This window comes from Actinomyces sp. oral taxon 897 (assembly GCF_002999235.1).
In the GTDB taxonomy this organism is placed as follows: domain Bacteria; phylum Actinomycetota; class Actinomycetes; order Actinomycetales; family Actinomycetaceae; genus Actinomyces.
In genome coordinates this window covers 514952-528472 of record NZ_CP027236.1, presented here as the reverse complement: position 1 = coordinate 528472, position 13521 = coordinate 514952, and the positions used below count along the sequence as shown (strand labels likewise).

At 70.2% G+C, this 13521-nt stretch carries 8 protein-coding genes; 1 reads left to right on the top strand and 7 read right to left on the bottom strand.

Going from position 1 to position 13521, the window contains the following annotated elements:
• Positions 1 to 58 precede the first annotated feature (58 nt).
• The 4 genes from C3V41_RS02125 to C3V41_RS13015 form a co-directional block, all read right to left on the bottom strand.
• Positions 59 to 2017: a cation:proton antiporter gene (locus C3V41_RS02125; protein WP_106108906.1), complete on the bottom strand. Its 1959-nt coding sequence runs from the start codon at positions 2015 to 2017 to the stop codon at positions 59 to 61.
• Between the two features lie 111 nt (positions 2018 to 2128).
• Positions 2129 to 2677 carry a hypothetical protein gene (locus C3V41_RS02120; RefSeq protein WP_254423646.1) on the bottom strand — a complete coding sequence of 183 codons (549 nt, stop codon included), beginning with the start codon at positions 2675 to 2677 and terminating at the stop codon, positions 2129 to 2131.
• Positions 2674 to 3210, bottom strand: coding sequence for a helix-turn-helix domain-containing protein (locus C3V41_RS02115; protein ID WP_106108905.1), 537 nt, complete (start codon positions 3208 to 3210; stop codon positions 2674 to 2676). The genes C3V41_RS02120 and C3V41_RS02115 overlap by 4 nt, the downstream gene beginning before the upstream one ends.
• 132 nt (positions 3211 to 3342) lie before the next feature.
• On the bottom strand, positions 3343 to 3516 hold the full coding sequence (locus C3V41_RS13015) for a hypothetical protein (protein WP_165271565.1): 174 nt from the start codon (positions 3514 to 3516) through the stop codon (positions 3343 to 3345).
• 147 nt (positions 3517 to 3663) lie between these two features.
• On the opposite strand from C3V41_RS13015, the gene C3V41_RS12725 reads away from it, so the two are divergent.
• Complete coding sequence (locus C3V41_RS12725) at positions 3664 to 4419, top strand: hypothetical protein (RefSeq protein ID WP_129591457.1); 756 nt, start codon at positions 3664 to 3666, stop codon at positions 4417 to 4419.
• 78 nt (positions 4420 to 4497) lie between these two features.
• Here C3V41_RS12725 and C3V41_RS02105 read toward each other — a convergent pair whose 3' ends face one another.
• From C3V41_RS02105 to C3V41_RS02095, 3 genes are read right to left on the bottom strand one after another with little or no spacing between them, the layout of a single operon-like run.
• Entirely contained in the window at positions 4498 to 6678 is a 2181-nt protein-coding gene (locus C3V41_RS02105; protein ID WP_106108903.1) for a UvrD-helicase domain-containing protein, read from the bottom strand.
• The gene (locus C3V41_RS14135) at positions 6678 to 13211 is read right to left on the bottom strand and encodes a DEAD/DEAH box helicase (RefSeq protein ID WP_106108902.1); all 6534 of its coding nucleotides are present in this window, start codon (positions 13209 to 13211) and stop codon (positions 6678 to 6680) included. Before C3V41_RS14135 ends, C3V41_RS02105 begins: the two co-directional genes overlap by 1 nt.
• 45 nt (positions 13212 to 13256) lie before the next feature.
• Complete coding sequence (locus C3V41_RS02095; RefSeq protein WP_106108901.1) at positions 13257 to 13508, bottom strand: hypothetical protein; 252 nt, start codon at positions 13506 to 13508, stop codon at positions 13257 to 13259.
• Positions 13509 to 13521 lie beyond the last annotated feature (13 nt).

Below are 13521 nucleotides of genomic sequence, written 5' to 3'. Positions count from 1 at the left end.
GGGGAAGCCGCCCGGCGGGCCGGGCCGTGGCTGCGGTCGGGTACGGCCGCGGGACGCCTCACCTGGGCTGGGAGGTCAGCATGATCTCCTCGTAGTCCAGGCGGGTCAGGGCGTACTCGATGGAGCCCGCCGAGTACAGGCCCAGCTCCCCGGCGTCCAGGAGTGCCTCGCGCTGGGCGCGGATCATGTCCAGGGTCGTGGCCCGGGCGGCGGCGATCTCGTGGCGGTGGGCCTCGGAGTTCTTCCACGCCTCCGTGGTCAGGGCGGCCGAGACGACGTAGTCGCCGTTGTCCTTGCGCACAATGTGGGTGGTCAGGTCCGAGGTGCTCCTCGGGACGACTCCCACCACCGTCCCCGTGGCCTGCTGGGAGGCGTCGGGCTCCGGTGCGGGGCCGGACGGCCCGGCGGGGCCCTCGTCGTGCTCAATGACCTCCCCGGGTGCGAGCTGGTGGGACGGCGGGACGGCGGGGCCCCTGTCGCGCTCGGCAATGACCTCCTTGGCGGCGGTGATCAGGAGGCGGATGAGCTCGCTGCGCTCCTTCTCGTCGGCGGGCCCGTCCATGGAGGGGCGCACGACCTTGACCATCCACGGCAGGGTCAGGCCCTGGATCACCAGGGATCCCGCGGCCACGAGGATGGCGACCAGGAGGAGGAAGGAGCGGTTGGGGGCCGAGGCGGGCAGCGTCTGGGCAGCCGCGAGGGTGACGGCTCCGCGCATCCCGGCCCAGACGATGACAGCGCCCTCCCTCAGGCCCAGCGGCTCGTCGCGGTAGTACTCCATATCCGCGCCGCGGCGGCGGATCCGGCCCACGGCACGGGAGGCGCGACGCTGGGTGCGCTCGGGGCTGGTGGGTAGGTGGTGCAGCTGGAGCGCCCGCTTGAGGCGGCGCCTGATCCCGCGCCGGTGCGGGTCCCAGGGGATCTGCATCTCCTCGGGGACCTCGCCGTGGGCAATGGCCTGACAGCGTCTCTCAAAGGCCTGGACGGACTCGCTCATCTCCTCCCAGCGGGTGGCGTGCCGCTCGGCGCGGCGTCGCAGCCAGGCCAGCATGGGGGCCACGACGGCGGCCCGGACCGCCACCGTCAGCCCTCCGGCGAGGACGGCGAGCCAGACGGCGGTGGTAATGCTGGGGCCCGCGGCGGACACCTCCTCGACTATGCCGAAGAGCTGGAGGCCCATGACCAGGAAGATGAACCCCTCCAGGACGAGCTCGACGGTGTGCCAGGTCTCCTGCCCGGCGATACGGTGGTCGGGGGGCAGGAGGCGCGGGGAGCGGTGGCCGGTGACCATCCCGGCGACGACGGCGGCCACGAGCCCGCTGCCGCCCAGGTGCTCGGCGGGGAGGGCGGCCAGGAAGGGGATGGTGAAGGAGACGACCGTGTCCACCGAGGCGTCGGTGATACGGGCCCGCAGGTGCAGGGTGAGCTCTCCGACCGCCCAGCCCACGACCAGGGCCACCAGGACGGCGGTGGCGAAGTCGCCCACCACCCCGGCCACGGTCACGGTACCGGCCGTGGCGGCGGCGACGGCGGAGGACAGGACCACCAGGGCGGTGGCGTCGTTGAGCAGGCCCTCGCCCTCCAGGACGGTGATAATGCGCTGGGAGACGCCCAGGCGCCGGGCTATAGAGATGGCCACGGCGTCGGTGGGGCTCAGGACGGCTCCCATGGCCACGGCCCAGGCCAGGGAGAGGCTGGGGACCACGAGGGTGAGCACGGCGCCGATGACGGCGGCGGAGACGGCTACCAGCAGGACCGCCAGGACCGCCACGGGGGCCAGCTCGCGACGGAAGTTAATGGTGGAGATGCTCACGGCGGTGGCGTAGAGCAGGGGCGGCAGGACCCCCTCGAGGATGATCTCCGGCTCGATCTCGATGGCGGGCACGACGGGTAGGAAGCCCACGACGATCCCCAGGCCCAGGAGCAGCAGGGCCGGGGCCACCTTGACCCGGTCGCTGAGCTGGGTGGCCCCGGCGATCACCAGCAGCCCCGCTACGGCGACAATGAGTAGGTCCATGGTCCAAGCCTACGGTCCCGCGGGCCCCGTGACGTGCGGGCCTGTGACGTGGGGGCCGATCGTGTCGGCCGGGGGGCGCCGGGGGCGGGCCGGGAACGGCAGCCGGGAGGCCTAGGCGCGGTACACCATTCCCCGCATAATAATGAGGTCGCAGCCGGACGATATTACGAGCTCCTCGACGGCGAACCACTCCGACTTCGAGTCCAGCTGTGCGTGCTCGACGTCAAGGAGCTTATCAGCCGTCTTTGCGGGAACAGTACTGAAAGCACAGCCCTCGGGGACGTACTGGTGGAGGTCGGGGTAGACGGCAGGGAGGATGTCAGCGGGGCCGGCAGAGGCCTCCTCGAGGACACGAGCACTGTCATGCTCAATACTAATGACAGCGTGGAACCAGTACGGACGATCCGGGTAGGGAAGAGGCTCCCTCTGGTCCTGCTGGTACTGTCCTACCCAGTGGGCAGCGGAGGGGCGGAGGCCGGGCATACGGCTGGTCACCGACTCCAGGTCCGTCTTGACCTCCAGCTTCTGGGGGACGTACTCACTGAACGGGGCGAAGCGGTCGTCCTTATAGCTCTCGTCCTGCGACCGGGAGCACCCGGCTAGGACAAGCGCGGCGCACGCAACCGTACCGATAACGGTACGTCGTCTGTAGTTGCTCACACTTGCTCCTTAAGCACAGGAACGGTAATGGTGGAGGAGGTCTTCATCTCCGGCCGACGGGTCCAGGAGACCATGATGTCCGACTCAATCCAGGCATTAATAATGTCTGTTTCGACCTGAGTGGGGTAGCACGGACCATCGTCAACGAGTTGCCCGTGGGAGAGCGCCCAGGACCACACGTCGTGCCAGGACCAGACGCCTCCGCCGACGGGGTTGACCGCGAGCGGGAAGCCGCTCTGGCGCCTGCCGGAGGTCCAGTTCTGGACGGCCTGGCGTGTCACACCCAGTCGGGCGGCGATCTCGGAGCGGGTAAGAAGATCCGGCACCAGGCGCCGGATCCGCAGGCCGTGGCACTGCAGCTCGGTCACCATGGTGCGGGCGGCGTGGTCGAAGCTGTTCCCCTCCGCCAGCACGGTGACGAACTCGTGGCCGGTGTGATCGGTGCCGACCGTCGCCTCGTAGTCGTCGATGAGCATGTCAACCAGGCTGTCGTCGACGTGCTCCACGTGGAAGGTCATCTCAAACAGGTTCATCGTCCAAGTCCCTCTCGAAGAGCCCTACGTAAGGGCCGTACGGCGTAGGCCGCTCCGCCGTACGGTGATCAGACTGCACTGCCGCCGAGCCGTTGTCAATCGTCGACACCCTTTGCGCAGGGCCGGACCCGCTCATAGAGGCAGGGGCTCCAGGGCGCGCATGCGCTCCTCGACGGCGTGGGTCAGGACCGGGTCCTCCAGGCGCGGGCCGAGCTCAACATTGTGCTCCGCGGCGCTGGCCGACATGTTGGCGCTGGTGACAATGAGCATCCGGCCGTCGGACTGGGCGCTGCACCGCCTCAACACGCGACGACCTGGGGCCCGACAGCGCCCACCAGGGAACCCATGAACCACCTGCACCGGGTGCGCGATGCGTCCCCTCGCCCAAAGACCGCTACTGTGTGCCTGTCTCCATGTCCTCGCCACCCCCCCTCCCGCGGTAGGATGTAAGACATGGGACGCCAAGCCGGTTACTACGAATGGGATGACGACGATCTAACTCCAGGACAGAAGAAGGAGGGCGGATGGCACCAGAATCTCTACGACGCAGACGGTCACCTGAGAGGCAGCGCTCGCTTCGTTCCCGTTAACGAATTCGAATCCGAAACGTACTACGCCACCGAGACGACGTATTCCTCGAACGACGAATATCAGCTTACGGAGGAGCAGGAAGAACGCGCGCAGATGATTGCCGAGATCATCTCTGATCTGATTACCATCGGCATTGAACGAGCTAAGCCGCGTGTCAAGAGATGGTGGAAGAATACCGTCTTTCCGTTCATATCCACACAGACTTCCAAGATCCATCCCCGGCGATGCGAGCACGGGAATTCATGGGAAAGTCTCGAGAGAGGAAACCCCATCGTTGAGACCGACACACCCGAACCCCCTCGGATGTCAAGCGCCGAAGCTCAAGCCCGCGTATTGGCCGCGATTGCGGCCCGCGCCTATAGCGACGAACAAATGCGGAAAGTCTTCAATGCCCGCATCGTCGACGCACAGGACACGGTCGACGTCAGTCAGATACTCTCGAAAATCCCTCGGGAGGAGCTCTCTGCGATTATCGAGCGCATGGTGCGCAATCCGGCGATGCTGGAGGACTCCAACCTAGCAGACCTCGCAGGTATCCTGCGCTCTGCGCAGCAGACAGCCTACGACCCTATTGAACGTGACAACAACAACGATCGAGGGCGCCTCAACCACTATTAGGCCGGTCGGCAGGCCGGATCTGGTCTCGTCATCTCGCCGTTGACAGCACGTGCCAGCGTACTCGTATGGGCGGGACGCTCAGCACACGAGGAGGCGTTCGCGGGCGCGGGTGGCGGAGACGTAGACGAGGTTGCGGTCGCGACGGTCGTCCCTGGTGCGCAGGGCGGAGGCGTCGCGCACCGCTACCGCCCGGTACTCCAGGCCCTTGGCGCGGTGCATCGTCATGACGCGGACGGCGTCAGGGAGGGTCTCCTCGTTGGTGGTCCGTCCGACCTCGACGGCAGGTATCTCCGCCTCGGTGAGCAGCCCCACAGTGTCCTCCACGCCCTCGCGGCTGACACGCACGACGGCGATCTCCTGGCACCTCATCGGCCTGTCCTGGTCCGGACTGACGAGGCGTCGCAGCCACTCGGTCAGGGCGGCGTCAGAGTCGGACGGCAGCCCCGCCTCACCAGGCCGGTCCACCGGTGGACCGGAGAAGACCGAGCGGGTGCCGCGGAGAGTGTCGGACTGTTCGTCGAGGTCGTCGGCGTCGGGGTCAGCCACGCCGAGGGACCAGGAGAGGATCTCCTTGGAGGTGCGGTAGTTGACAGTAAGCCTGCGCGAGCGCCCCCGTGTCTTAATGCCGAAACGGCTCAGCGGGACGGGGCGCCCGTAGATGCGCTGGTGGGCGTCGCCGACGATAAAGAGGTCATCCTGCCCCGGGGGGACGACGCCACGCAGAAGACGCCAGTGCGCGGCGGTGAGATCCTGCGCCTCATCAACCACGACGTACCGGATTCCCAGGCGCTCTGCGATATCCGGGTCGCTGCCCAGGAGAAGAGCAGCCCGGTGCGGGACCTGCGACCACAGGTAGCGGCCGTCAATATCGAGGGCGTTGGTAAGCCGCTCATAGGCCTTCCACACGCTAAGACGCTGACGTCGGGACAGGCGCGAGCCGCGACCTACTCGCGGGGTCGCGAAGTAGTCGTCCCGGCTGCTTATGGCCCCCGTGAGGATGACGGACTCGATCTCCTCGGCGAGGTCGAGGCCCGCTGGCAGACCCGTCATCCCGTCGGCGGCATCCGCGACGTAGTCCTTGTACTCACTGGAAGTCAGTGCTCGGCGTCCGTCCAGCCACTTCTCTCCCTCAGGGGACTGCCGCAGGACCCGGTGGGCGAGCGCGTCCACGGTCAGGACCCCCACGCGGCTGCCCGCCAGTCTCTGCCCGGCCAGTGTGTCGAGCTGGGTGCCGATCGTGGTGGCGAGGTTCTTGGTGTAGGTCAGCAGGAGGACCGCGGGCATCAGCCCGGTGGCCCGCCCGGCGGTCTGCTCGCACAGGAAGCGCGCACGGTGAATGGCGGTGACGGTCTTGCCGGTCCCGGCGCCGCCGGTGACCCGGTAGGGGCCGTTCCAGCCCGTGTGCCGGGCGAGAGAGGCCTGGGTCGGGTGGAGCCAGACGCGCCACGCCGCCAGGGGCCCCTCAAAGGCCGCCTGGACGGCCGCGGAGTCCTCGGCGTCGACGAAGACGATCTGGGAGATGGGGCGGCGCATGGCCTCAACGAGGTCGTCCGTGTCAATCTCCCCGACGACGAGGTACTCCTCGCGCACGGCCTGGACGTCCTTGCCCGCCAGGAGGTCGAGGACAATGACGCCCTGCGTGAGGGGCAGGTCCTCTGCGACGGACTCCGCATCCTGCTTGGTCCGGGCGGCCACGAGCTCCTCGGCGGAGTCCTGCCGTATCCCCAGCTCGACCAGTACAGCGGGATCCCATCCGTGAAGGGGCGACGACGTCGCGGGGGCCGTCGGCGCCGCAGCAGCCTCCGCGTCATTCACCCGCTGCGTACTCGCGGTACTGGCTTTATCCGGTGAGCCCGTTCTATCCGCGTCCTGCCCGGCAGCGGGACGGCTCGCGGCAGCATCCTCGGCCTCCAGCTCCCGGGAGGCTCGGACGGCATCGGCGTCGAAGATGTCCAGGGCCCCGGTTGCCGTGTTGACGCCGATCGTGACGTGCTCGGCGTACTTGTTCGCCTTGTCGTGCGTGTCCACGGCGAGCAGGCCGTAGACGTCGGCCCCGGCCTGGATCATGACGGCGCGGTGGTTGCGGTCGACGCGGGCGGTGCGCACGCGCGGGTCCGCGGCGTTCTTGAGCGACTCAATGTTCAGGCCCGGGCGCCCGGTCTGGATCTTGGCCATAAAGGCCAGGACCCTGCTCCTGAGGGTGCCGTCCAGTTTGTCGACCTGGCGGGTGAAGCGCCGTGTCATAAAGATGATGGGCATTATTTCTCTCCTGCGAGGTGAGCCATAATGAGATCGGTAGCACGATCCGCGGTATCCAAGGCGTTGAGGACGGTGAAGCCCCGCGCCCGGAGGTAGTCGTCGCGTTCGGGGTCAGCGTCCACGACGACGGCGAGGTGCTCGTCGTCCCAGAGGAGCTCAATGGGCCAGCTGACGCGGTCGTCCCCGACCTCCTCCCCCACGAGGGGGAGCCTCGCCCCGCGGTGTCGCAGCGCCTCCGTGCACAGGCGGAGCTTGCTGCTGACAAGGTCAAGGACCTCCTCCCACGCCGCGGCCTGCCCGGCGTCCTCCGTCCCACCGGGGCCAGGCGGGGGCGGTGTCTCCGGCTCCTCCGCCTTAGTACCGTGGGCGGGCGCCGCGGTGGCGGGCACGGGCGGGGCCTTCAGGATGGTGGGTGTGGAGGCGGTGAAGGCGCAGGCCTCCCGCGGGGGTGTGGAGCCGTGCGCGGGTGAGATGCCGAGCATCTGGAGGACGTTGCCCCACCGGAGCCAGTCGTGCCACAGCTCGGCGAAGCCGGGCCGGACGACGTCCGTGTCGGCGTCGGGAAGACGCAGGTAGGCGCTCACGCTGTGCTCGGGGCAGGTGGGGTCCTGCACAGACAGGACGATCGGCAGGCCCGTTGCGGTGCGGCAGGGCAGGAGGAGAACGTCCTGGGAGCCGGTGGTCGGGACGGGGGTGCCGGCGCCCAGGGAGTCAATGGCCGCCGGCAGGGCGTCCGCGGGCACGTAGCAGGGCGGGAGGGAGGGGTCCTGGTGGCTGCCCGCCAGGGCCACGGCGACGGCGGCGGCCGCCTTCTGCCACAGGTCGCTGTCGGGGTCCTGGAGGATGGCTGTGAGCAGGTCCAGCGGGTTGGACCACAGGGCCGTGGTGCGCGGATCCTCCAGCCGGGCAGCCACGTCGGTGCGCACAGTCGAGCTCATCCACGGCGCCGGCACCGCCCTGGCGGGGTTGTCGAGCTCACGCTGGGCCTCCTCGACGTCGTCCCAGGTCAGGGAGACGACCAGCTCCCCGTTCTGGCGCAGGTCGTGGCGGAGACGCGCGTCGTCGCCGAGCCGGTTGAGACCTCCCTGGCCAGCGTGGAAGGCGCGTCCGTCGAGGTAGACGTTGACGGTGGCGCCACGGTGGTCCTCCCTGGAGAGGGTGTAGTCGGGGATGGTCCCCCGCACCCGGCGCTGGGCGCGCACCACCCACCCGATGAGGTCGGTGTCGTCGGCGGACGGGACGGTCAGGCGCATGCTGGTGTAGCCGTCACCGGTGTCGACGGGCGTCACCCTGCCGCCGTGGGCCTCGGCCCAGGCGGCGAGGTAGCGGCGGAAGCGGGCTTCGAGGACGGACTCGGGCTGGGCCTGGACGGTGATGTCGTCCAGGGAGTCGATCTTCTCGGTGGCCCACGGTTCCAGCAGGTTCTCGAGGACCTCGATGCTGCGACGGCGTGAGGCCAGCTCGAGGTGCACGGTGGGAAGGACGCCGAGCACGCAGTGGTGGCAGCCGTCCCTGCTGCCCGCGCAGCGGCAGGAGCGCAGGTGGGTGAGGGCCTGGTCCAGGACGCCGCGCAGGGCCTCGGGGTCGGCGTAGCGGTCGAGGTAGCCGGTGCCGCCGGGAACGGTGTCGGCGACCACCAGGTAGCGGGTGGGCACGCCTTTGCTGCGTCCGGGCACGTCGCGGATATCCAGGTGCTGCGGGTCCCCGCCCAGGTCAAGTCGGATGCCGAGCATGAGCGCGGCCTCGAGCGCGACGAGCTCGGCGGGGTCGTCCAGGGCGGTCTCGGGCAGGAGGACGCGCAGCGCCTGGGTGGTGAGCTCGTGCTTGAGGTATACGCGGGTCCACTTCTCCTTCTCGCCCCGGCGGGTGCGGCAGAAGCCGCGGTGCCGCACGGCCTGACCAGCGTTGCTGCCCTCACGCAGGTCGACGACGCCGCACATGGTGCAGGTGAGGAAGCCCGGGGCCTGGTGCTCGGTGCCGCCGACGACAAGGCCGGGTCCGGGGCGTGAGAGCGGGCCGAGGTTGTAGCTGCGGACGACTGCCCGGCTCAGGTGCTCCACGCCGAAGGTGTAGTCGCTCAGGCGCCAGGCGGAGGTGACGGAGTCCTGGGGGTCCACGCCCCAGGCCATGTCGAAGGCGAGCCGGGAGCGCTCCTCCATGGAGTCGGTGATGGTGGTGTCCTCGATGCTCGCCACGGAGGAGACCCGTCGCAGAGGCCTCATGGTGACTCGCTGACCCACGTCGGTGACGCCGAGGCTGTGGCACTGGGGGCAGCCCTCCGCCCGCGGGCTGGGACCGGACCAGCCGCAGGCGGGACAGACACAGGTGAGGCCCGCGGCGGCCTCGTCGGCGTTGAGGTCAATGGCGTCCACGACCACCTTGCGGCCGTAGGCGTAGAAGCTGGCCCCGGGTGCGAGCTCGCTCAGGGCGGTGGTCGAGGGGCGGGTGACCTCGTAGTCGACGTTCTGGATGTCCGAGGTGGCGCTGTCCTGGCTGTCGCCGCGCCACCACAGGTGCGCCTCCAGGGTGGTGGAGTCGTCCAGGAGGTTGTAGCCGGGCAGGAGGCCCTCGCGTCCCAGCGCGGTGAAGGTCTCGTTGATCTCGGGGTCGTTGAGGTGGCGCGTCTGACGGCCGCGGAGTGCCCTCGCCTCCCCGCGGAGGCGCTCGAGGTCGCGTTCGTCCGCCTCGTCGCGGTGCCCGAGAGCGAGGAGGCGGTTGATACTGGCTTGTGTCTGCTCGCTCTGCTCACGCAGGGCACGGGTCTCGGCGTTCCACCGGCTGGCGATCCTGTCCACGGCGGCGGGCAGGCCGACGCGGCAGTGGGCGATGAGGTGGTCACGGGCGGGGGCGACCTCGCCAGGGAAGAGCGCGAGGAAGGAGTCGACGAGGGTCTCGGCGTGGGTAGAGACGTAGCCGGTGAACGTGTCGAGCCAGCAGGGCGCCGGGTCTGCGGCCTCTCCCCCGGTGCCGCTGGGACCGGGGCGGCGCGCGTCGCGCCACTGCTCGAAGACCGTCCTGATGCTGCCGGGCGGCGCGGGGACGGAATCGGGGACGGCGGTGTCCAGGACGTGGGCGGTGAGCTGGCGGGTGAGGAGCTCGGTGGCGCGCAGGTAGGCGGCCGGGGGCCGCACGACGCCGTCGAGGAGCTCAGCGGGCTCCTCGAGGTAGGGCATGGTGCGGGTGGTGGGGCGCACGACGGCCAGGACGAGGGCGTTGCCGTCACTACGGCCGGCGCGGCCCACGCGCTGGAGGTAGCTGGCGGTGGTGCGGGGCAGGGAGGCGAGGCAGACCACGGAGAGGTCCCCGATGTCCACGCCGAGCTCGAGGGTGGGTGTGCAGGTCAGGACGTTGGGGTCCGTGCCGGTGTCGGAGCGGGCGAAGGCCTCCTCCAGCTCCTCGCGGCGCTGGCGGTCCAGGAGGGCGGTGTGCTCCCGGGCCTTGATGGGGCGCAGGCGTCCCTGGGTGTAGAGGGCGCGGTAGTAGTCGGCGCCCTGCCCCACCCCGCCCTCTGAGGCAGCCTGGCCCGGGGCGGGGCCCAGGGTCCCGGTGCAGTGCCACCGGGTGCACCGGGCACCCGTCCAGGCGGCTTCGCGCTCCGGGGCGACGGTGAGGACCTGACGGCAGCGGTCGCACACGAGCCTGGCGGCCTCACGGGTGTCGATGACCAGTCTCTTCGGGTTCAGCCCGTAGGTGCGGCCGGTGGGCGTTGACCGGGAGTCCAGGACGCCCCGGCCGGCCAGGAGCTCGGCAGCCTCGCGCAGGAGGGCCCCCGCGGAGCCGTCCGTCGGGCCGTCGCTGACGTCCAGGCAGCGTCGGGTCCAGTCCCCCGCCCAGGTGGTGGGGGCGCCGTTCAGGGTGATGAAGTCGCTGTCCTTGTCGGTCCTGCCGGTAGTGAGGAACCCGGGGCGGGCGCTGCGCGGGCCGAAGCGGCGCATGGCCCGGTGGCGGGCGCCGCCTCCGACGAGCCAGGTGCGTCCGTCCTGGTCGCGGTAGGGATTCAACCAGTGGTGGGCGATGCCTCCGGCCAGGCGGAGGTGGTCCAGGAGCCCGAGGAGCCACTGCTCGTAGGCGCGTCGGGGCGCTTGGGTCCCGGGGACGTAGCCTGCGCTGTTGAGGTGGGACTCGCGCAGGATATCGGCGACGTCGGAGAGGTCCTCACCGGTGAGGTCGACGTCGACGTTCCAGGAGCCGGTCAGTTCCAGGGTGCGTCCGAGGCGGGCGAAGAGCCCTGCCTCCAGGTGGGCCTCCTGGGCGAGGCGCTGCCGGACGGCCTTGTGGCGTGCCCCGCCCTTGTCCGCGGCGAGCCAGGTGTTGTCCCGGTCCCAGCCCATGCGTCGTACCAGGGACGGCGGGGCCAGGAGGTAGAGCTCCTGGTCGTCCTCGTGGCGTCGTGTCGTGGCCGGGACGAGGTTGTGGGAGAGGTCCTCCAGGGTGGTCCGTCCTCCGGCGGCGCGGGCGGCGCGGTAGAGAGCGGAGCGGAGGTTGAAACGGAAGGCGCGGGCCTCGATGAAGGCGGCCCGGTGGGCGGCGTCCTGGACGGAGTCGGTGAAGACGAGGGTCTTCTTCTCCTCGTCAGGCAGGTGGGTGGAGCCGAAGGCCTGGGACAGGGCGACGGACAGGAGGGTGGAGGCGGCTGTGCCCATGAAGCGGACGGCGTCCCGGGTGCCGCAGGCGGGACAGGTGTCGCGCCTCGCGTCGTCCCCGGTCAGGGGCTGGTGGACGGGGATGAAGCGCTGGTGGGCATCGAAGTCCGGGGAGGGGCGCAGGAGGGCGGGACCCGAGGGGTCGAGGAGGTGAGCGCCTTCAGGGTCGGCGGCGCGCATGAGGTAGCGCAGACGGGAGTGGTCGGTCGAGGAGACGCCCGCCTGCCAGATGGTCAGGTGGTGGGCGTTCAGGGCGCCCTCGGTGTGGCGCTCGGCGGTACCCGGCCTCAAGGCGGCCCAGCCGGAGGCGCCGCAGGAGCGGCAGTAGACGGCGGGGAGGAAGGTGGCGCCTTCCTCCTTCACGGTGGTGGGGGTCCACCAGGTGAAAGAGGGCTCGGTGGAGACCTCCCGCAGGAGCCGGTGGACGTCGCGGACCCAGAGCTGGACCTGGACGTCGATGAGGGGGCGGAGGCGTCCTGTGGCCGGATCCTGTGTGCGGGCGTAGGAGGCGAGGGCGAGGAGGCGGCTGAGGGCGCTGACGCCGACCCTGCGGGTGGCGGGGTCGGTGGAGTACCAGGGGCGCATGGTCGCCCGCCCCAGGGCCATGAGGGCCTCGTCGACGGTGACGGGGCGCGTGCCCAGGACTCTCAGGAGGGTCTGTCCCACGGCGTGCCCGGTGAGCCGCTGGCCCAGTGCGACGGGGTCGGAGAGGTCGTCGGTGGCGGGCTTGCCGTCGTCGGTGACGAGGACGGACTGGGCCAGACGCCTCCAGCCAGCGGCGTCCGTGGGGGCGCTGACGGCGGCGATGTCACCCGGGTCCGGGAAGATCCGGGTGGCGTTCTCCCCCGGCCCGGGGAAGGCCTCGTCGGGGGTGAGGCGGTCCTCGGTAATGACGCAGTCCGCCTCGAAGGGGCGTCCGAAGACGGTCCGGGCGAGGTCCCGCATGGGGGCGGTGGCCGCGTTAGCGCCGCCCGGGTCGGGGCGGCCGTCCGGGGAGCGCGAGGAAGTGAGGTCGCCCAGGGTCGCGGAGGTGGCGACGGGGACGACGTCCCCCAGGGGCCGCCCCGGCCGGGCGATGCCCAGGGCAGCGCCGAGGCGGCGCAGGAGCATGGCGACGTCGGTGCCCTGGGCGCCGTCGTAGGTGTGGAACTCGTCCAGGACGAGGTACTGCAGATCCTGCCCGGCGCCGCGCCACAGGTCCGCGTGGCGGGGGTCCATGAGGAGCAGGTCGAGCATCTTGTAGTTGGTGAGCAGAATGTGGGGTGGGTGGGTGCGCAGGGTGTCCCGGTGGTCAATGACGTGCTCGGCACTCATGACGCGGTGGTGCCCGTCACCGCCAATGTAGAGGCCGACGCGAACCCCGTCCAGCTCGGGGACGCTGCTGACGGTCTGGGCGATGCGACGGGCCTGGTCGGTGGCCAGGGCGTTCATGGGGTAGAGGATGATGGCGGTAATGCCGCTGGGGCCCCTGCCGTGGGCGCGGCGCGCGTGGTCCAGCAGGGGCAGGAGGAAGGCCTCGGTCTTGCCGCTTCCGGTGCCGGTGGTCACCAGCGTGGGTCGCGGTGCGTGGTCGCGGCTGCTCAGGCGCTCGAAGGCGCGGGCCTGGTGCAGGTAGGGGGTGAACCCGGCGGGCATCCAGCTCAGGGGGCTGGCCCAGGTGGGGGCGACGCTGCGGAAGGGCGGGCGCAGCCTCAGGTAGGGGCCGCGGAAGATGCCGTGCTCGGAGGAGTCGAGGAAGGCGGCCAGGACGTTGCGCGCGGCCGGGTCGGCCAGGGAGTACGTGGTGGACAGGTACTCCACGAGCCCGGTGCGGACGTCCTCAGCCAGGAGGCTCGGCAGGCTGGGGGTGAAGGCGGCGTGCCTGCCCCGGGACGGTGCAGAGGTGCCCATTACCAGCCGCCTGTTCTCAAAGCGTCCGATCGAGCAATCATAATGTTACCATCTTATTGCTAGAGTTCGACGATCTTCAATTAGGCGCGAGACAGCATCTAGGATATCCTGCCGGGCGGCCTCCACCAGGGCGTCAGGGCCGAGGGGGAGCTCTACGGCGCCGCCCCGCAGCTCGTCCAGGACCGCCTGCGGGTCGCGGGTCTCCAGCAGACGCAGGACACGCTCGGGCTGACTGACGTCCCGGGCGGGCGCACGGGTCACCGCCAGGACGAGCGCAAGACGATCAAGGTCAGCCACGTCCGCATCATAA